General features: G+C 34.1%; 17 protein-coding genes, 3 pseudogenes and 1 riboswitch. Of the genes and pseudogenes, 12 read left to right on the forward strand and 8 right to left on the reverse strand.

The window, feature by feature from the left end; all coding sequences use genetic code 11:
• Window positions 1–23 precede the first annotated feature (23 nt).
• Window positions 24–118: riboswitch (TPP riboswitch) on the forward strand.
• Window positions 119–164: 46 nt separating this feature from the next.
• From thiS to moeB, 8 genes are all read left to right on the forward strand, one after another.
• Window positions 165–368, forward strand: a complete 204-nt coding sequence (gene thiS, locus ADIWIN_RS10995) for a sulfur carrier protein ThiS (RefSeq protein ID WP_020895241.1) — start codon at window positions 165–167, stop codon at window positions 366–368.
• Window positions 369–398: 30 nt separating this feature from the next.
• Entirely contained in the window at window positions 399–2,258 is a 1,860-nt protein-coding gene (thiC, locus tag ADIWIN_RS11000) for a phosphomethylpyrimidine synthase ThiC (protein WP_020895242.1), read from the forward strand.
• Window positions 2,259–2,527: 269 nt separating this feature from the next.
• A complete protein-coding gene (locus ADIWIN_RS11005) occupies window positions 2,528–3,130 on the forward strand; it encodes a thiamine phosphate synthase (RefSeq protein WP_020895243.1) in 603 nt (200 codons plus the stop codon).
• 40 nt (window positions 3,131–3,170) lie between these two features.
• Window positions 3,171–3,938 carry a hydroxymethylpyrimidine/phosphomethylpyrimidine kinase gene (locus ADIWIN_RS11010; RefSeq protein WP_020895244.1) on the forward strand — a complete coding sequence of 256 codons (768 nt, stop codon included), beginning with the start codon at window positions 3,171–3,173 and terminating at the stop codon, window positions 3,936–3,938.
• Window positions 3,928–4,551 carry a thiamine phosphate synthase gene (gene thiE, locus ADIWIN_RS11015; protein WP_020895245.1) on the forward strand — a complete coding sequence of 208 codons (624 nt, stop codon included), beginning with the start codon at window positions 3,928–3,930 and terminating at the stop codon, window positions 4,549–4,551. Before ADIWIN_RS11010 ends, thiE begins: the two co-directional genes overlap by 11 nt.
• 36 nt (window positions 4,552–4,587) lie before the next feature.
• A complete protein-coding gene (locus ADIWIN_RS11020) occupies window positions 4,588–5,358 on the forward strand; it encodes a thiazole synthase (protein ID WP_020895246.1) in 771 nt (256 codons plus the stop codon).
• 3 nt (window positions 5,359–5,361) lie between these two features.
• Window positions 5,362–6,483: a 2-iminoacetate synthase ThiH gene (gene thiH, locus ADIWIN_RS11025; protein WP_020895247.1), complete on the forward strand. Its 1,122-nt coding sequence runs from the start codon at window positions 5,362–5,364 to the stop codon at window positions 6,481–6,483.
• Window positions 6,483–7,532: a HesA/MoeB/ThiF family protein gene (gene moeB / locus ADIWIN_RS11030; protein ID WP_020895248.1), complete on the forward strand. Its 1,050-nt coding sequence runs from the start codon at window positions 6,483–6,485 to the stop codon at window positions 7,530–7,532. The genes thiH and moeB overlap by 1 nt, the downstream gene beginning before the upstream one ends.
• Window positions 7,533–7,773: 241 nt before the next feature.
• Here the strand turns inward: moeB and ADIWIN_RS11035 are convergent, their stop codons facing one another.
• The 5 genes and pseudogenes from ADIWIN_RS11035 to ADIWIN_RS20525 form a co-directional block, all read right to left on the reverse strand.
• A complete protein-coding gene (locus tag ADIWIN_RS11035) occupies window positions 7,774–7,965 on the reverse strand; it encodes a cold-shock protein (RefSeq protein ID WP_020895249.1) in 192 nt (63 codons plus the stop codon).
• Window positions 7,966–8,086: 121 nt separating this feature from the next.
• Window positions 8,087–9,990 (reverse strand): annotated as a pseudogene (locus ADIWIN_RS19605) (SulP family inorganic anion transporter).
• 127 nt (window positions 9,991–10,117) lie between these two features.
• A pseudogene (locus tag ADIWIN_RS11045) lies at window positions 10,118–10,668 on the reverse strand (DUF4136 domain-containing protein).
• Window positions 10,669–10,692: 24 nt separating this feature from the next.
• Window positions 10,693–12,687: a urocanate hydratase gene (gene hutU, locus ADIWIN_RS11050; protein ID WP_040757072.1), complete on the reverse strand. Its 1,995-nt coding sequence runs from the start codon at window positions 12,685–12,687 to the stop codon at window positions 10,693–10,695.
• Window positions 12,687–12,848 (reverse strand): C1orf53 family protein, encoded by a 162-nt coding sequence (locus ADIWIN_RS20525; protein WP_161624671.1) that lies wholly within the window; start codon window positions 12,846–12,848, stop codon window positions 12,687–12,689. The genes hutU and ADIWIN_RS20525 overlap by 1 nt, the downstream gene beginning before the upstream one ends.
• 171 nt (window positions 12,849–13,019) lie before the next feature.
• On the opposite strand from ADIWIN_RS20525, the gene ADIWIN_RS11055 reads away from it, so the two are divergent.
• From ADIWIN_RS11055 to hemL, 4 genes and pseudogenes are all read left to right on the forward strand, one after another.
• Window positions 13,020–13,349: a hypothetical protein gene (locus ADIWIN_RS11055; protein WP_040757049.1), complete on the forward strand. Its 330-nt coding sequence runs from the start codon at window positions 13,020–13,022 to the stop codon at window positions 13,347–13,349.
• A 47-nt stretch (window positions 13,350–13,396) separates the two neighbouring features.
• Window positions 13,397–14,311 carry a 1-aminocyclopropane-1-carboxylate deaminase/D-cysteine desulfhydrase gene (locus tag ADIWIN_RS11060; RefSeq protein ID WP_081669568.1) on the forward strand — a complete coding sequence of 305 codons (915 nt, stop codon included), beginning with the start codon at window positions 13,397–13,399 and terminating at the stop codon, window positions 14,309–14,311.
• 3 nt (window positions 14,312–14,314) lie between these two features.
• Window positions 14,315–15,157: a glucosaminidase domain-containing protein gene (locus ADIWIN_RS11065; RefSeq protein ID WP_040757050.1), complete on the forward strand. Its 843-nt coding sequence runs from the start codon at window positions 14,315–14,317 to the stop codon at window positions 15,155–15,157.
• 3 nt (window positions 15,158–15,160) lie between these two features.
• Window positions 15,161–16,448: pseudogene (gene hemL / locus ADIWIN_RS11070) on the forward strand (glutamate-1-semialdehyde 2,1-aminomutase).
• A 50-nt stretch (window positions 16,449–16,498) separates the two neighbouring features.
• On the opposite strand, the gene ADIWIN_RS11075 reads toward hemL, so the two are convergent.
• From ADIWIN_RS11075 to ADIWIN_RS21375, 3 genes are all read right to left on the reverse strand, one after another.
• Window positions 16,499–16,858, reverse strand: coding sequence for a hypothetical protein (locus ADIWIN_RS11075; RefSeq protein ID WP_020895260.1), 360 nt, complete (start codon window positions 16,856–16,858; stop codon window positions 16,499–16,501).
• 101 nt (window positions 16,859–16,959) lie between these two features.
• On the reverse strand, window positions 16,960–17,445 hold the full coding sequence (locus tag ADIWIN_RS11080) for a hypothetical protein (RefSeq protein WP_152487251.1): 486 nt from the start codon (window positions 17,443–17,445) through the stop codon (window positions 16,960–16,962).
• A 92-nt stretch (window positions 17,446–17,537) separates the two neighbouring features.
• Window positions 17,538–18,491, reverse strand: coding sequence for a hypothetical protein (locus ADIWIN_RS21375; protein ID WP_020895262.1), 954 nt, complete (start codon window positions 18,489–18,491; stop codon window positions 17,538–17,540).
• Window positions 18,492–18,641 lie beyond the last annotated feature (150 nt).

Below are 18,641 nucleotides of genomic sequence, written 5' to 3' on the forward strand. Positions count from 1 at the left end.
TAAATAATCTTCTATATTTGAGGTGTAAACTTTAGGAGTAGCTATTAAATTAGTTTGAGAAACATCCTTAGAACCTGATTTGGTTAATACCAACGTAGGAAAAAGTTATGTTCGATAAGACATCGAAATACTACCATTCTGGTTTACAATAATATTTTATAAATATGATTGCTATAAAAGTAAACCAAGAAGATCACCACATTTTAGAAAACATAACACTACAAGAGTTTGTTGAAAATTTAAAAATTCAAACAAACGGCATTGCTATTGCTATAAATAATACTGTGGTTAAAAAAACAGATTGGTCTTCAAGATTACTTCAAAATAATGATGATATTTTAATTATAAAATCTACTCAAGGAGGATGATTTTTATTTTAAAAGGAAACCAATTATCAAATGAAGAACAAAGACACAGCTCCAAAGCAAAACGGTATTACAAGACATCCGTTTCCGAATTCTAAGAAAATCTATGTCAACGGAAAAATTCACCCGCAAATTAAAGTTGCCATGCGTGAAATTACATTGAGTGATACGGTAGACTCAATAACAAAAAAGAAAACACCCAACGAGCCCATAACTATTTATGATACTTCCGGACCTTACACAGATCCAGACAAATCAATAGATGTACATACCGGTATAGAAAGAATTCGAGAACCTTGGATTAAAGAACGTGGTGATGTAGAGGAATTAGAATCATTCTCTTCAGAATATTGTAACGAGCGTTTAAACGATGCTAGTTTAGATCACATGCGTTTTAAGTTATTAAAGAATCCGCTAAGAGCTAAAAAGGGTCAAAATGTAACCCAATTGCATTATGCTAAAAAAGGACTAATAACACCAGAAATGGAGTATATCGCTATTCGAGAAAACCAACGAATAGATGAAATGACAGAGATTAGAAAGCAACACAAAGGCGAACACTTTGGTGCTTCTATTCCAGATAAAATTACACCAGAATTTGTAAGGTCGGAAGTCGCAAGAGGTCGTGCAATAATTCCTTCAAATATTAACCACCCAGAAGCAGAACCTATGATTTTAGGTCGAAACTTCTTAGTGAAAATAAATGCAAATATTGGAAACTCTGCCGTTACCTCATCCATAGAAGAAGAAGTAGAAAAAGCGGTGTGGGCTTGCCGTTGGGGAGCAGATAATATTATGGATTTATCTACCGGAGAAAACATTCACGAAACGCGCGAGTGGATTATTCGTAACTCTCCAGTGCCAGTGGGTACCGTGCCAATTTACCAAGCATTAGAAAAAGTAAATGGTGTTGCCGAAGACTTAACATGGGAGATTTTTCGCGATACATTAATAGAGCAAGCCGAACAAGGAGTCGATTATTTTACCATTCACGCAGGTGTGTTATTACGTTATGTGCCAATGACGGCAAAACGTGTTACAGGTATTGTTTCTCGTGGCGGATCTATTATGGCGAAATGGTGTTTAGCACATCATAAAGAAAGTTTTTTATATACGCATTTCGAGGATATTTGCGAAATCTTAAAACAGTACGATGTAGCCTTTTCTTTAGGCGATGGTCTGCGTCCGGGTTCTGTTGCAGATGCTAATGACGAAGCACAATTTGCAGAATTAGAAACGCTAGGAGAGCTAACGCAAATTGCACGTAAACACGAAGTACAGTGTTTTATAGAAGGACCAGGACACGTGCCAATGCACATGATTAAAGAAAATATGGAGAAGCAAATAGAGCTTTGCGACGAAGCTCCTTTTTACACTTTAGGCCCTTTAACTACAGATATTGCTCCAGGTTACGATCATATTACTTCTGGTATTGGAGCCGCAATGATAGGTTGGTACGGTTGCGCCATGTTGTGCTACGTAACTCCAAAAGAGCACTTAGGTTTACCAAATAAAGAAGATGTGCGCGTTGGTGTGGTGACGTATAAATTGGCTGCGCATGCTGCCGATTTAGCAAAAGGTCACCCAGGTTCGCAACACAGAGACAATGCGTTGAGTATGGCGCGTTTTGAGTTTCGTTGGGAAGATCAGTTTAATTTAGGCTTAGATCCAGAACGTGCTCGCGAATATCATGATGAAACGTTGCCTGCTGCAGGTGCTAAAATCGCTCATTTTTGTTCTATGTGCGGACCAAAATTCTGCTCTATGAAAATTTCTCAAGAGGTACGCGATTTTGCTGCAGTTAACGATATTGTAGATAACGAGGTTATTGCAAAAGGAATGGAAGAGAAATCTAAAGAGTTTAAAGAAAAAGGATCCGAAGTCTATTTGTAAAATGATTAGGAAGTTCCCACGCTTTGAAAAAAAAGCGTGGTCGGGCTTTCCGTTATATCTTTTGCTGGTTCTCGATACAAATTTATTCAGTTGCACTGCATAAATTTACTCGAACTGACGGCAAAAGGATGCCACTATAATTGTGTAACACTCACGAGTTCCTATTTAATAAAATAGAATAACTGAGTAATCCCTAACTCAAAATCCAAGTAACCGTCATTACGAGGAGGTACGACGAGGTAATCTTATTATTAAAAACTAAAAACACTATGATAGTTCTTATCGCACCAGAAAACGATATTCCAAACGAAATAGAAATACTAAACCAATTATTTAGAGAAGGTTTATTGGTGTATCATTTGAGAAAACCAGATAAAAATTACGAAGAACACGTTGCGTATTTAAACAAAATTGATAAAGAATATCACAACAGAATTGTAGTGCATTATTTCCATGAGTTGATAAACGATTTCAATTTAAAAGGTATTCATTTTCAAGAACAAAAAAGAATTGACCATATAGATAATCCTGGTCAATATTTCAAAAATCTAAATATGTTTGGTAAAACAATAAGCTCTTCATTTCATGAACCAGAAGTCTTAAAAGCGTGTTATTTTGAGTTCGATTATCATTTATTAAGTCCTGTTTTTTCTTCAATATCAAAAAAAGGATATAAGGGAAAAGGTTTTGACGTTAACCATATTGATAAAACAATCATCGGTATGGGCGGTATTAATGCTGAAACGATAGAAGAAACGATAACGTTAGGATTTAAAGGAATAGGTGTTTTAGGTGGCGTTTGGAATGCTGAAAACCCATTAGAGCATTTTATAAAAATAAAAGAAACCTATAAAAAACACACCATCAAATAAGTGTTTTTTTAATAACCTACTGATGTTAAATACATAAAAATTGAATCAAAAAAACTACATCTTAACAATAGCGGGTTTAGATCCATCAAGTGGTGCCGGAATTACGTCAGATATTAAAACATTTGAAGCGCATGGTTTGTACGGTTTATCCGTGTGTACGGCAGTTACTGTTCAAAACGATATAGATTTTAAAGATTGTATTTGGATAGAAAAAGAAATCATTTTAAATCAGATAGAACTATTGTTTCAACGCTTTTCAATTGCTGTAGTAAAAATAGGAATCATCCAGTCTTGGGATGTTTTATTAGACGTTATTCAAACATTAAAAAAGCTAAATCCAACTATAAAAATAGTACTAGATCCTGTTTTAAAAGCGAGTGCAGGTTTTAGTTTTCATAATAAACAAGATTTAAAAATTTTAGAAGAAGTCTTGAGAAGTTGTGATTTTATTACACCAAATTACGAAGAGATTGAAGCCTTATTTCCAGAGAAATCTATAGAAGACACCATCGATTTTATATCAGAAAGAACAAATACCTACTTAAAAGGAGGTCATAGAACAGATAAAAAAGGATGGGACGAAGTTTACTATAGTAAAATAGTAAAGCTAAACATTCCGCCAATTGCAGAAACCGTTTTTCAAAAGCATGGAAGTGGTTGTGTTTTATCGTCAGCATTAGCTTCTAATTTAGAAAAAGGAATGAACATAGAAGATGCTTGTAAAAATGTAAAATGGTATACCGAACAGTTTTTAAATTCAAACAACACCTTGCTAGGAACACATAAATACACAGAAAATGCTAAGTAAACTACATTATATCTCTCAAGGTAAAACACCGCAAGATCATTTAGAAAACATACAAAAAGCATGTGAAAACGGAGTAGAATTAGTACAGTTGCGTTTAAAAGAAATGGCACTAGATATCATTTTAGAAACTGCAAAAAAAGCTAGAGAAGTCACCACTCAATTTAAAGTAAAGCTCATAATAAATGATCATTATAAAATAGCTAAAGCCGTAAAAGCAGACGGTGTTCATTTAGGAAAAACAGACGCATGTCCATTAAAAGCTAGAACCTATTTGGGAAAACAATATCTAATTGGAGGCACTGCCAACACTTTAGAGGATTGCAAAGTTCTAATAGAAAAGCGTGTGGATTATATTGGTTTAGGACCTTTTCAGTTTACAGAAACTAAAAAGAATTTAAGTCCAATTTTAGGTATCGAAGGTTACAAGCAGTTAATAGGAACGTTAAAAACAGACACGCCTATAATCGCTATTGGTGGTATTTGCATGGAAGATGTTTCAGCAATTATAAACACAGGTGTTTACGGAATAGCCGTTTCGGGAACAATAACTAAAGATTTTACAAGTATTTCTAAGTTTTATGAAATCTTAAATTCGTCAGAAATAAAAGCATAAGTATTCTTAATCTAACATAGATTCAAAAAAGTAAAAATGAATAAAATATTAAAAATAGCAGATAAAGAATTCACCTCTAGATTATTCACTGGAACAGGAAAGTTTAGCTCTTCAGAAGTAATGAAAGACGCTTTATTAGCTTCCGAAAGTGAGCTCATAACTGTGGCTTTAAAAAGAGTAGATGTTCAAAATAATGAAGATGATATTTTAAGGCATTTAAAACATGCTCATATTAATTTATTGCCAAACACATCTGGTGTTAGAACGGCAAAAGAAGCTGTTTTTGCAGCAGAATTATCAAGAGAAGCTTTAGGTACTAATTGGGTTAAATTAGAAATTCATCCGGACCCTAGATATTTATTGCCAGATCCTATAGAAACTTTAAAAGCGGCTGAAGCATTAGTAAAATTAGGATTTGTAGTGATGCCTTACATTCATGCGGACCCTGTACTGTGTAAACGATTAGAAGATGTGGGCGTGCAATGTGTTATGCCATTGGGAGCTCCAATAGGAAGTAATAAAGGATTAAAAACACAAGATTTTTTAGAGATTATTATCGAGCAATCTAATGTGCCTGTCATTGTAGATGCTGGTATTGGCGCACCATCGCATGCAGCTTATGCAATGGAATTAGGTGCAGATGCTGTCTTAGTAAATACGGCAATTGCAGTGTCTAAAAATCCGGTAGCTATGGCAAAAGCTTTTAAAATGGCCGTGGAAGCTGGTAGAATGGCGTTTGAAGCAAAACTAGCACCAATTAAGAATAAAGCGGAAGCTAGTAGTCCGTTAACAAGTTTTTTAAACTAAAATATGGCAAATTTCATAGAACTCTTCGATACTTATAATTGGGATAACACACTGAAAAGCATCTTCAGTAAAACAGAAGTTGAGGTAGAAAATGCTTTGGCAAAAGAAAAGCTGGATTTAGAAGATTTTGAAGCCTTAATTTCTCCTGCAGCAAAGCCATTTTTAGAACGAATGGCACAGAAAAGCAGTAGACTCACTAAAAAACGATTTGGGAATACTATACAAATGTACGCACCAATGTATTTAAGTAATGAGTGTCAAAATATTTGTACGTATTGCGGATTTAGTATGACTAATAAAATACCAAGACGCACATTAACAGATGTTGAAATTTTAAAAGAAGTGGCGTTTTTAAAGGGAAAAGGCTACGACCATATCTTATTAGTTACAGGAGAGGCTAACAGAACGGTAGGCGTAAGCTATATTAAAAACGCGATTAAAATAATACGTTCTCAATTCTCGAATATTACTATAGAAGTACAGCCTCTAGATCAAGAGGAATACGAGTTGTTAATTGAAAACGGATTGTACGCCGTATTGGTATATCAAGAAACGTATCACAGAGAAGAGTATAAGAAACACCATCCAAAAGGAAAAAAATCTAATTTTAATTACCGTTTAGATACGCCAGATAGATTAGGGAAAGCAGGTGTTCATAAAATTGGATTAGGTGCTTTGTTTGGTTTAGAAGATTGGCGTGCAGATAGTTTTTTTACAGCATTACATTTAAAATATTTACAGAAAACGTATTGGAAGACAAAGTACTCCATTTCATTTCCAAGGTTGCGACCGCATTCTGGGGGTTTAGAGCCGAAAGTAGAAATGACCGATAGTGATTTGGTGCAGCTAATATGTGCTTTTCGTCTGTTAGATGAAGATATAGAATTGTCTATGTCTACAAGAGAAAACGAAATATTTAGAAATAATATTGTGCAATTAGGTGCCACTTCAATTAGTGCAGAATCTAAAACAAATCCGGGTGGTTATACTGTAGAGCCACAATCGTTAGAGCAGTTTGAAATTTCCGATGAAAGAAGTACAGAAGAAGTCGTTAAAATGTTAAAAGGTCAAGGATTAGAAGTGGTTTGGAAAGATTGGGAACATTTTGAAGAAATACAAAAGTAATGAGCCTTACCCTAGAAGAAAGAAAGCAATATAATCGCCATCTTATTTTAGATGAAATAGGAGAAGTCGGACAATTAAAACTGAAGCAAGCAAAGGTTTTAGTCATTGGAGCAGGTGGTTTAGGTTGTCCTGTTTTGCAATATTTAACAGCGGCAGGTGTTGGAACTATTGGTATAATAGATCATGATGTAGTTGATCAAAGTAATTTGCAGCGTCAAATTTTATACACTATAAAGGATATTGGTTTGTCTAAAGCTGAAACTGCTGCTAAGCGATTATCTCAATTAAATCCATTTGTACTTTTCAATTCTTATAACGAAAAACTAACACGTGAAAATGCTATTGCTTTATTTCCTAATTATGATATTATAATAGACGGAAGCGATAATTTTTCAACAAGATATTTAGCAAATGATGCGGCAGTAATTACTAATAAACCATTAGTTTATGGTGCTATTTTTAAATTTGAAGGTCAAGTTAGTGTCTTTAATTATTTAGGAAGCGGAACTTATAGATGCTTATACCCTACACCTCCAAAACCAGAAGATTCTCCCAATTGTTCAGAAATAGGAGTTTTAGGAGTGTTGCCTGGAATCATTGGGAGTTTACAGGCAAATGAAGCTATTAAAATTATTTGTGGTATTGGAGACGTGCTAACGAATAGGCTATTATTATTTGATGCTTTAAGTCTGAATCAACAAATATTGGGTTTTGAAAAAGACGAAACTTCAGAAATTATGGCTTTAGAAAAAGATTATAATTTTTTCTGCGGAATTACTTCAACTAAAGAAATCACGCTAGATGAATTAAATAAAAACAAAGAGCATTATAACTTATTAGATGTTAGGGAGGTTTCTGAAAGAGAAAGATATCACATTGGAGGACAACATATTCCTTTGGGACAGTTATCAAAACGATTTCAAGAAATAGATATTACTTTACCTGTCGTCGTTTATTGTAAATCGGGTAAAAGAAGTAATAGCGCCATTTCCTATTTGAAAACGCAATTAGATGAGGTTGTTTTTTACAACTTAAAAGAAGGATTATAGACGTGAATTTAAAGCATAGTTTTAAAATAGTATTATCACGAAAAATGTCAGTGTATGCTTTTGGTGCTTAGCAATAATTAAATAAGCCGACCTATTCTTTTTTAGAGAAAAAATATAAAAAGACAGATTGTTAAATCTTAAAATAGATTAACCTGATTACACCATTATATTTAACTATTAGACATAAAAAAGCCTATCTAAAAGACAGGCTCTATTCTTAAAAAGATTGTAAGATATATAATTATATAACTTTTACATTAACTGCGTTTAATCCTTTTTTTCCTTCTGCTAAATCGAATTCTACATTATCACCTTCTCTAATCTCATCGACTAAACCAGAAATATGTACAAAATGCTCTTTATTGTTTCCTTCTTCTGTTATGAATCCAAAACCTTTAGAGTCATTAAAAAATTTTACTGTACCAGTACTCATATTAAAATATATTAAATTAAGGTGCAAATATAAGGTAATTAATTGAAATTCAATTATTTTAATCTAGTTATTTTTAATTATTGTAATAAGCGCTTTAATCTCTGCTTATAGCCAATTAAATTTAAACGTTATATTCAGATAATGGTCTTGTAAATTTTTCAGGATCAGCCGCTAAATGATATCTAGGGTCGTTAATAGCTTCAACGATAACATCCTTAAATTTAGGACTCGCCTTATAAAGCAAAATTTTACAGTCTTCACTTAAGTGTTTTAGTTTTATTGTTTTTCCTTCAGCTTGATATTTTTCAACAATAATGAAAATAGCTTCAATAGCTGAATGATCAGAAATACGCGCTTCAACAAAATCGATTTCTACATTATCTGGATCATTTTTAATATCGAATTTTTCATTAAAAGCTGTAATACTACCAAAGAACAATGGTCCCCAAATTTCATATGTTTTTGTACCATCGGCTTGAATACGCTTACGTGCTCTAATTTTCTTCGCATTTTCCCATGCAAAAGATAAGGCTGAAATAATTACACCAACGAATACGGCGATTGCTAAATCGAAGATCACCGTTACAACAGAAACAATGACAAGTACCACAGCATCTGACATAGGTATCTTTTTCATAATTCGGAAACTAGACCAAGCAAAGGTTTCAATAACCATCATAAACATAACACCGACTAAGGCTGCAATTGGCACTTGCTCAATATATTTATCAGCGAATAAGATAAAAGTAAGTAACGTTATTGCCATCATTACACCAGACAAACGGCCTCTACCACCTGCATTAATATTAATTACGGTTTGTCCAATCATACCACAACCACCAGTACCTCCAAAGATTCCGCTAAGCATGTTTCCTGAACCCTGAGCGATACATTCTCTGTTTCCATCTCCTCTTGAGTCTGTTAATTCATCCACAAGATTCATAGTCATTAAGGTTTCAATCAAACCTACTGATGCCGCTAAAAAGGCATAAGGTGCAATGAATTTTAAAGTGTCTAAGTTAAATGGCAAATGACTCCAAAGCTCTGCAAGGTTGAGTTTGCTAGAAAGCTCATCAAGTCCATTCAAGCCAGCTCCACCACCATCTCTAATAAAATCACCTACATTAATGGATTGAAGTCCTCCAAAAATAGAAATCAAAGTCACTATTAAAATCGCCGTCAATGCAGCAGGCATTTTTTAGTTAATTTAGGTAAACCCCAAATAATAAGCATGGTTAATAATACCAAACCAATCATTATATAGAGTTTTTCTCCTTCCATTGTGGACTTTAAAACGCCATTGTCCTTTACAGAATATAAGCCGTTGTCTTGAAGATTGAAAACGACTTTTTTAGTATTCACATCGAAAACTTGATTGTTCGACATGATAAAAACAGCTTCACCTGTATTGATGTTAATAACAGAGTCTCCTTGTATTGAAAACAATTTAGTGCCAGAAATTAAATCTCTTACGGTATTATCACTGTCGTTAACATTGTAAACCAATTCCTTAGATTCGGTATTACGCATGTTTTGTCCAAAAAGATCCTTGTTGTTTTCTTTGAACATACCTAATTGCGCCATGAAAATCACAATAGCTAAACCGTTTACAAAGCCCATCATTACAGGGTGAGGAATTAAACGTACAAATTTCCCAAGCTTCAGTACACCTGCTAATATTTGAATAATACCCATTAAAACAACGGCAGCTAACAAATAGAAGTAGCCCATGTTTTCTACAGGTGTATCAAATAAAAGACCTTTAGCATGTCCTTCTTGAATCATGTGAACAAAAATAACAGCAACAGCTCCTGCAGCTCCAGATATTAAGCCAGGTCTTCCTCCAAAAAGTGCAGAGATGATTCCAATTATAAAGGCACCAAAGAGGGCTACTATAGGACTAATTTGAGCAACAAAGGCAAAGGCAACCACCTCTGGAATCATTGCGAGTGATACCGTGATGCCTGCAAGAATATCATTCTTAGGGTTTTGTGTGAAATTTTTAATGGTTTTTTGACCGAACATAATACTTTTTATTTGTAAAAGGCGGCAAAGGTAGACTTTTTGAATTTAATCTAAAAAGCAGTAGTTTGTTAAACAAAAAAGCATCGGTGGATACCAATGCTTTTCTATTCTTTTTGTGTGCAATATATTATTTTTCCTCTGGAGGAAACTGCTCTAACATTTGAGATACAAATTCTTTTATACGTTCGTCTTTCTTATCTGGGTTACTAGCATTAAGATTTCCTGTACCTGAACCTTGCCAAATTAATTCTTTTTGTTGGCATCAATAAGATCTATAAATAGCATTCCTTCAGTAGTGGTAGTGACTTGGTTGTTGTTCCAGCCAGATCTCCAGCCCCAGCCACCATAACCGCCCCAGCCCCAAGCACCGTTGCCCCAAGCATTGTTGTAAACATCAACACGTTGGTTAGATTTGGTGAATATACTCACTAGCATATCTGGATTTTCTGATTTGGTATAACCTTTAGCCATTAGTTCGGCTTCAATTGCTCTTAGAATTCTTCGCTTATCAATGTCGTTGATTTCTGCCTTGTCAATTCCAGGTTTGAAAAAAGCGAAAGTTTTGTAACTGTCAAAATTAGCTTCTCTATCATAGTCAGCTGCAACTTTAACTGAGCTACAAGATGCTAATCCTATTAATAAAAGAAACATTGGAGTAAGTTTGAGTAGTTTTTTCATAATGGGTTTGTTTTTTAATTACACTTAATTTAATAATTCGTCATCAACGAAATTTGGCAAAGTAACTTTTAGGTTAGGCTCGATTTCCATAGCACGTCTTATTGCAAAAACGGCTCCTTCATTTCTAGCCCAACTTCGTCTTGAAATACCGTTATTGACGTCCCAAAACAGCATTTGTTTTAATTTTTTTGATGCTTCCTTAGTACCATCAAGAACCATACCAAATCCGCCGTTTATAACTTCGCCCCATCCGACACCTCCACCATTGTGAATGCTTACCCATGTGGCTCCTCTAAAGCTATCACCAATCACATTTTGTATAGCCATATCTGCTGTAAAGCGTGAGCCGTCATAAATATTACTAGTCTCTCTGTATGGGGAATCGGTTCCTGAAACATCATGATGATCTCTTCCTAAAATAACGGTTCCGATTTCACCATTTTTTATGGCTTGGTTAAAGGCTTCGGCAATTTTCATTCGGCCTTCTGCATCTGCATATAAAATTCGAGCTTGAGAACCTACCACAAGTTTGTTTTCTTGTGCACCTTTAATCCATTGAATATTATCAGCCATTTGTTGCTGAATTTCTTCAGGAGAATTCTTTTTAATGTCTTCTAAAACTTTACAGGCAATAGCATCCGTTTTTATCAAATCTTCCGGCTTACCAGAAGCACAAACCCAACGAAATGGACCAAAACCATAATCAAAACACATTGGTCCCATAATATCTTGTACGTAACTTGGGTATCTAAAATCGATACCATTTTCTGCCATAATATCGGCACCAGCACGAGAGGCTTCCAATAAAAAGGCGTTTCCATAATCGAAGAAATAAGTGCCTTTTGAGGTGTGTTTATTTATAGCGTTTGTATGACGTCGTAAGGTTTCTTGAACTTTCTCTTTAAATAATTCGGGTTGATTCGCCATCATGTCGTTAGCATCCTCAAAAGAAATATCCACAGGATAATAGCCTCCGGCCCAAGGATTATGAAGCGATGTTTGGTCGCTTCCTAGATCAACATGAACATTAGCTTCATCAAATTTTTCCCATACATCTACAATGTTTCCGAGATAAGCGATTGAAATGGTTTCTTTATCAGCTTTAGCTTTTTCAACACGAGTAACAAGTTGATCTAAATCGGTTATTTTTTCATCGATCCAACCTTGATCTAATCGTACTTGTGTGATTTTAGGATTTACTTCAGCACAAACGGTAATACAGCCTGCAATGTTTCCAGCTTTTGGTTGTGCGCCAGACATGCCTCCTAAACCTGAAGTTACAAATAAATTGCCTTTTGGTTCCTTTTTAATTTTCCTAAAACCGTTAAGTACTGTAATAGTTGTACCGTGTACGATGCCTTGTGGGCCAATATACATGTAGCTTCCGGCAGTCATTTGTCCGTATTGTGTAACTCCTAAAGCGTTAAATTTCTCCCAGTCGTCTGGTTTCGAGTAATTCGGGATCATCATACCGTTGGTTACCACAACTCTTGGTGCTTCTTTATGCGATGGAAACAATCCCATAGGATGACCAGAGTACATGGTCAGGGTTTGTTCATCATTCATTTCGGCCAAATACTTCATAGTTAATCGGTACTGTGCCCAGTTTGAAAACACGCCTCCATTACCACCATAAGTAATTAATTCGTGCGGATGTTGTGCCACGGCATAATCTAAATTATTCTGAATCATTAGCATAATGGCTGCAGCTTGTGTTGATTTTGCTGGATATTCAGAAATTGGCCTGGCATACATTTTATAATCTGGTCGTAAACGGTACATGTAGATTCTGCCATAAGTATCTAACTCGTTTTTAAACTCAGGTAATAAGGTTTTATGATCTTTTTTATCAAAATAACGCAAAGCATTTCTAAGCGCTAATTTTTCTTCTTCTGCAGAAAGAATTGCTTTACGTTTCGGTGCATGATTTATTGAAGCATCGTAAGGCTTTGGTTCTGGTAATATGTTTGGAATGCCTTCTAATATTTGATCTTTGAACGAGAGTTTTGTAGTATGCATTACTTCTTTTTTAATGTGTTTTTGTTGAATCCATAAGGACAATGTCTGCAGCCGCTTTCGCAACAATAGCCACGTTTCAAGTGGTATTGCTCAGTAAAACAGCGGTAACCTTCGGGTGTCAGATAATAATCACCGTCTTCAATTGGGACGTATTTTTTCATAGTTAATACCAAATAAACATCAAAATGCTGGGTTAAATTCGTTGCTATTTCCTTTATATTTTCAATTTAATTTAAAGAAAATATATTCCAAATTTACCTTCAATAATTTTAAAATTCATTTGGTATAACAAAGATAACGTAATTTGGTTTGATTTTTGAAACGAATAAAGCATGATATTGATTTCGAAATATATAGTGCCAAAAGGTTATTTGGGCGTTACCATTTTTCCTTTTATGTTTTTAAAGACTGAGGATTTAAAGCGTAATGCTGTACTTATAAATCATGAAAGAATTCATCTCAAGCAACAGCTTGAATTGTTTGTTCTTCCATTTTATATCCTTTACACAATTGAATTTTTATGTCGATTAATTCAATATAAAAAATGGGATTTAGCCTATAGAAATATTTCTTTTGAACGTGAAGCTTATGGGCATGAAAAGGATCTCGACTATTTAAAATCTAGACCTTTGTATAATGTGTTTAAATTTATTAGAAATTAAATTTTGCGATTTTTTATTCGCCATCAACTAACTTTGTTGCTATAAAAATAAAGCCGTTGTTAAATTATAATACTCATAATCAGCACTTATCTGTTCCAGATTCTTCGATTAAAATTGCAATTAAACGCGAAGATTTAATTCATCCGTTTATTTCTGGAAATAAGTATCGCAAGTTAAAATTCAATATTGAAGACGCTAAAACTACTAATGTAAAAACCTTATTAACCTTTGGAGGTGCGTTTTCAAATCATATTGCTGCTGTGGCTTACGCCGGAAAAGAATATGGTTTTAATACGATTGGGGTCATAAGAGGGGAGGAGTTAAGGGAAAAGAAAGATTTAAACCCAACCTTGACGTTTGCAAAATCTTGTGGTATGCAGTTTGAATTTGTGTCTCGGGAGGTGTATCGGATTAAAACGAATGATGATTTTATAAATAGCTTAAGAAATGAATTTGGGGATTTTTATTTAATTCCCGAAGGTGGTACAAATGAATTGGCTGTCAAAGGTTGTGAGGAAATCTTGGAAGCAGACGATTTTAAATTTGATTATATCTGTTGTGCTGTAGGAACAGGTGGGACAATTTCTGGCTTAATTAATTCGTCGAAAAAGCATCAGAAAATATTAGGCTTTCCGGCTTTAAAAGGTGATTTTTTACAAGAAGATATTCGTAAATTTGCAAATCAAGATAATTGGAAATTAATATCAGATTATCATTTTGGTGGTTATGGTAAAATAAAGCCCGAATTGATTTCGTTTATTAATACGTTTAAGAACGATTATAATATACCATTAGATCCGATTTATACAGGTAAAATGCTATTTGGAATATTTGATTTAATTGCTCTTGGATATTTTTCAACAGGTTCTAAAATACTTGTCATTCACACAGGAGGTTTGCAAGGAATTGCAGGTGTAAATGATATGTTGAAGCGTAAAAATCGCCCTTTAATTGAAATATAAAACATGAAGTTCAGATATTTAATCTTATTAGTTGCAGTATTGGCAATGAGTTGTGGTCCTAAAAAAGGTATTGTAACTAAAAAGAAACGAAGTAGTACGACTAAAACAGTTGTAGTAAAAGACAAAAAAGAGGAGGTTAAAACGGTTGAAACGGTTGAAACAAATCCGTCAGCTGTAGAAGAAAATAAAGCTCCAAGTAGTGTTGAGGTTTATATTAGTTTATATGCTGAAATTTCCAAAAACAAAATGCGGACTCATAAAATTCCAGCGAGTATTACCTTGGCTCAAGGTATTTTAGAATCTGGTGTTGGAAAAGGACGTTTAGCGGTTAAGGCAAATAATCACTTTGGGATTAAATGCCACGGTTGGACAGGTGCTAAGATTTACCACGATGATGATCGTTCTCAAGAATGTTTTAGGAAGTATGATAAAGCAGAAATGTCTTACGAAGACCATTCTGAATTCTTAACAGGCCGTAGCCGTTATGCGAGTTTATTTGATCTAAGACCCGATGATTATAAAGGTTGGGCTAAAGGCTTAAGAGCGGCAGGTTATGCAACAGATCGTAAATATCCTGAAAAACTGATTAGCTTAATTGAACGCTATAATCTTGATAAATATGATGATGAAGTCCTTAATGGAACAACTACTAAGTCATCGCGCAGATCAACCACTATAATAGAGGGACCAAAGAAGGTGACGTCTAAAAAGCACACGGTGGCTAAAGGAGATACGTTGTATTCTTTATCTAGATTATATAAAACTACGGTTGATGCTATTAAAGTTAAAAATAATTTAAAATCAAATGACCTTACTATTGGTCAACAACTTATTATTCCTAATTAATTTATGTTATATCAAAGAAGTAGTGCTTTATTTAAAGAGGCTCAAAAAGTTATTCCTGGTGGAGTCAATTCACCCGTAAGAGCTTTTAGTGCCGTTGGTGGAACTCCTATTTTTGCTAAGTCAGCAAAAGGAGCTTATGTCTATGATGAAGATGGAAATCGTTTTATAGATTATATAAATTCTTGGGGTCCAATGTTGCTGGGGCATGCATTTCCTCCTGTAGTAGATGCGGTTATAGAAAAAAGCAAAACAAGGAACTTCATTTGGGATGCCAACAGCTATTGAAACTGAGATTGCAGAATTATCGGTTTCTATGGTGCCAAATATTGATAAAATTCGTTTTGTTAATTCAGGGACTGAAGCGTGTATGAGTGCTATTCGTTTAGCTAGAGGCTTTACTAAAAAAGATAAGATTATAAAATTTGCGGGTTGTTATCATGGGCATAGCGATTCGTTTTTGATTGCAGCAGGAAGTGGTGCCATAACATTTGGAACACCCAATAGTCCTGGTGTAACAGAAGGAACCGCAAAAGACACATTATTGGCACGCTATAATGATCTTGAAAATGTAAACGAATTAGTTGAAGCAAATAAAGACGTCATAGCTGCAATTATTATTGAGCCTGTTGCTGGTAATATGGGCTGTATTCCTCCTGTAGATGGGTTTTTAGAAGGTTTAAGGTCTATTTGCGACTCAAATGATATCTTATTGATTTTTGATGAGGTAATGACGGGTTTTAGATTGGCAAATGGAGGCGTGCAAGAACTTAAAAATATTAATGCAGATATCGTTTGTTTCGGAAAAGTTGTTGGTGGTGGATTGCCAGTTGGTGCCTTTGCTGCTCGAAATGAAATTATGAACTATTTAGCTCCAATTGGCCCAGTGTATCAAGCGGGAACTTTAAGTGGGAATCCGTTAGCTATGGCAGCAGGTTTGGCTATGCTTAAAACCATTAATGCTGATGCTGATTTGATGAATAGGCTAGAGGAGAAAACAAAATATCTTCATAACGGTATTGCTGATGCGCTTAATAAAAATAATGTGACACATACAATCAATAGAATAGGGTCTATGATTTCTGTGCATTTTTCAGAAGATGCTGTAGTGGATTTTGACTCTGCTGCTAAAGGGAATAATGACACTTTTAAAAAGTTCTTTCACGGCATGTTAAACAAAGGTATTTATATTGCTCCCAGTGCATTTGAAACCTGGTTTATAACGGATGCTTTAACTTATGAAGATTTAAACGAAACCATTGCAGCTGTCGAGGACATTGCGAAAGATTTATAAACAGAAAAAGTCTCGCTATTTGCGAGACTTTTTTTTATAAAAAACTGAGCTTAACTTTTTTGAAAACGTTTAAAGCGTTCAAATTGTACTTTATTTAAAAGAACTTTCATTTTGTTATCAAGCTGTTCGTTTGCAGCTGTTGTTTTAATAAATACTTCTTTTTCAGTTGAGTTTTTTTCATTTTCAATGAAATATAAATCGCTAGTATGCTCTTTTACTACTTTGTAGACTTCTTCTGTCTTGTCTTTTTCTAACTGAATAAATTTAATTAAACCCTTAGTGGTCTTAATAGCTTTAGCTTCTATAATAGCATTTGCTTCTTTGTCAGTATTACTGTTTTGTGCAACAGCAGTCTGAGTTCCTAAAAATAGTGCAAATACAAATAAACAGAGTGTGATAGTCTTTTTCATTATTAATTTTTAAATTCGACACTAAAATAACAATTTTATTCAATAAAAAGAAAAAGTATCACCGAAGCGATACTTTTTCTTCAAAATTAGACGATTATATATTAGTTTTCGTCTTGTTGTTTGTTGTGTTTTCCTTCGCGTTTTTCATCACGTTTTTTATGACGATCACCTCTTTTTTTATGATCTCTAGGCTTCATTTTTTCGAACTTAGCATACTGTTCTGCATTTAAGATCGTTTTCATTTCGCGCTTCATTTCAATCTGCTGATCTAATCTGGTATTTTGCATCTTAAGGAATTCTTCTTGAGAAGGCTTTTCTCTTTTTTCTCCTTCTGCGGCTTTATGTTTTTGCCTTAAACCTTCATTGGCTTTTGCTTCGCTTAAGAAAATAGTATGTATTTTTTTCTGCTGCGCATCAGTTAAGTCTAGTTTTAAAGTTAATTTTTTTGATTTTAAATCGGCAATATCACTAGGTGTCATTTGCATTCTTAATTCTGATCTATCTTTGCGGTCCGATCTCTTTTCTTTTTCCTGTGCCATGCCATTTAGTGTAAATAGAGCTACGGCGATTACTAATAAATTTCTCATGTCTTTTATGTTTTATGTTATACTTGTTTAGACCTAGAGTAAGTATTTAGGTTTAACTATGATTCGTTTTTTAACACGTATATTAACATTTGTTACATTTTTATTAGCCTTAGTGTTGTTTGAAATACGTTTTCCTTGTCAGCCTTGCTTTTCAGCCATGCATAGAAGCTTATGATAAATATATCCTCTTTGTTTATTGTAGTCCACTCAAAGGTTAACTCTAATTTATTTAGAAATTCTGTTGTGTTTATGTTTTCTGGTTTTATGTAATATAGTTCTGCAAATTTTATAAAAGTTAGAATTCGGGATTGTCCAATTTGGTTCAAGTAGCTTGAGTAGCGTCGCCTAAAACTTTTTAATCGTGAATAAAACAAGTCGTCTTCTTGTAGTTCTATATATAATAGAAGTTCTGCAACGTTTTTTTTAATCACCCAATCCATACCTACTTTTTCTTTATACCATTGGTCGGTATGATAAAATTTGGATGAGATGGATTTGGACTTTAAAAAGTCTCCTTTTTGAAAGTAAAACATAAAGCATGTAAGTTGTAAGTCGAGTAAGGTTTCTGTGTCTTCATGTTTTTTATTAGTGAAGCTTTCAATTAATATAATAGCGTCATCTTGTTTATTGCTGTAGTTGAGGTTTAAAGCTTTAACTAAGGTTTTTTTTAATATGAAGGATTTGTAATAGGCCCGTTTTTTCAGCTGCATGAGCTGTTCCATTTCTTTGATGTAACGTGTAGAAGCTTCAAATTTTTTATTCCTGAAAAGTGTGTTCGCAATTATATAAACGATTTCAATTTGATAAAAAAGTTGCTTGTCGGTTTCCTTCTTTTGTTTTAGAATGTCATAACTCTTCATCACAAAGCTTTCGATGGAATAATATTTTTTTGTGACTAAAGCCGAAATATTAGCAATCGCTAAAATCTGATACAAGGATTTAAAGGAAAGCGATGTGTTAATTTCAATATGATGTGCTTTTAGTAGGTGTTCGAGTTCTAATTCGAAATCAATGACGGTGCCTTCATATGTGACGTCATTTAACATCGATTTTAATTTAGCATACACGATATTGAGTTCATCTTCTAATTGATGCTTTTTCTGATTTTCTTTTGTTTAACAATTAAGTTATCTAATCCTACTTTAGGATAATTAGAAGCATATTGGATTTTGGTATGATAGATTTCGTTGAGTATT

The organism is Winogradskyella psychrotolerans RS-3, from assembly GCF_000427335.1.
In the GTDB taxonomy this organism is placed as follows: Bacteria; Bacteroidota; Bacteroidia; order Flavobacteriales; family Flavobacteriaceae; genus Winogradskyella; species Winogradskyella psychrotolerans.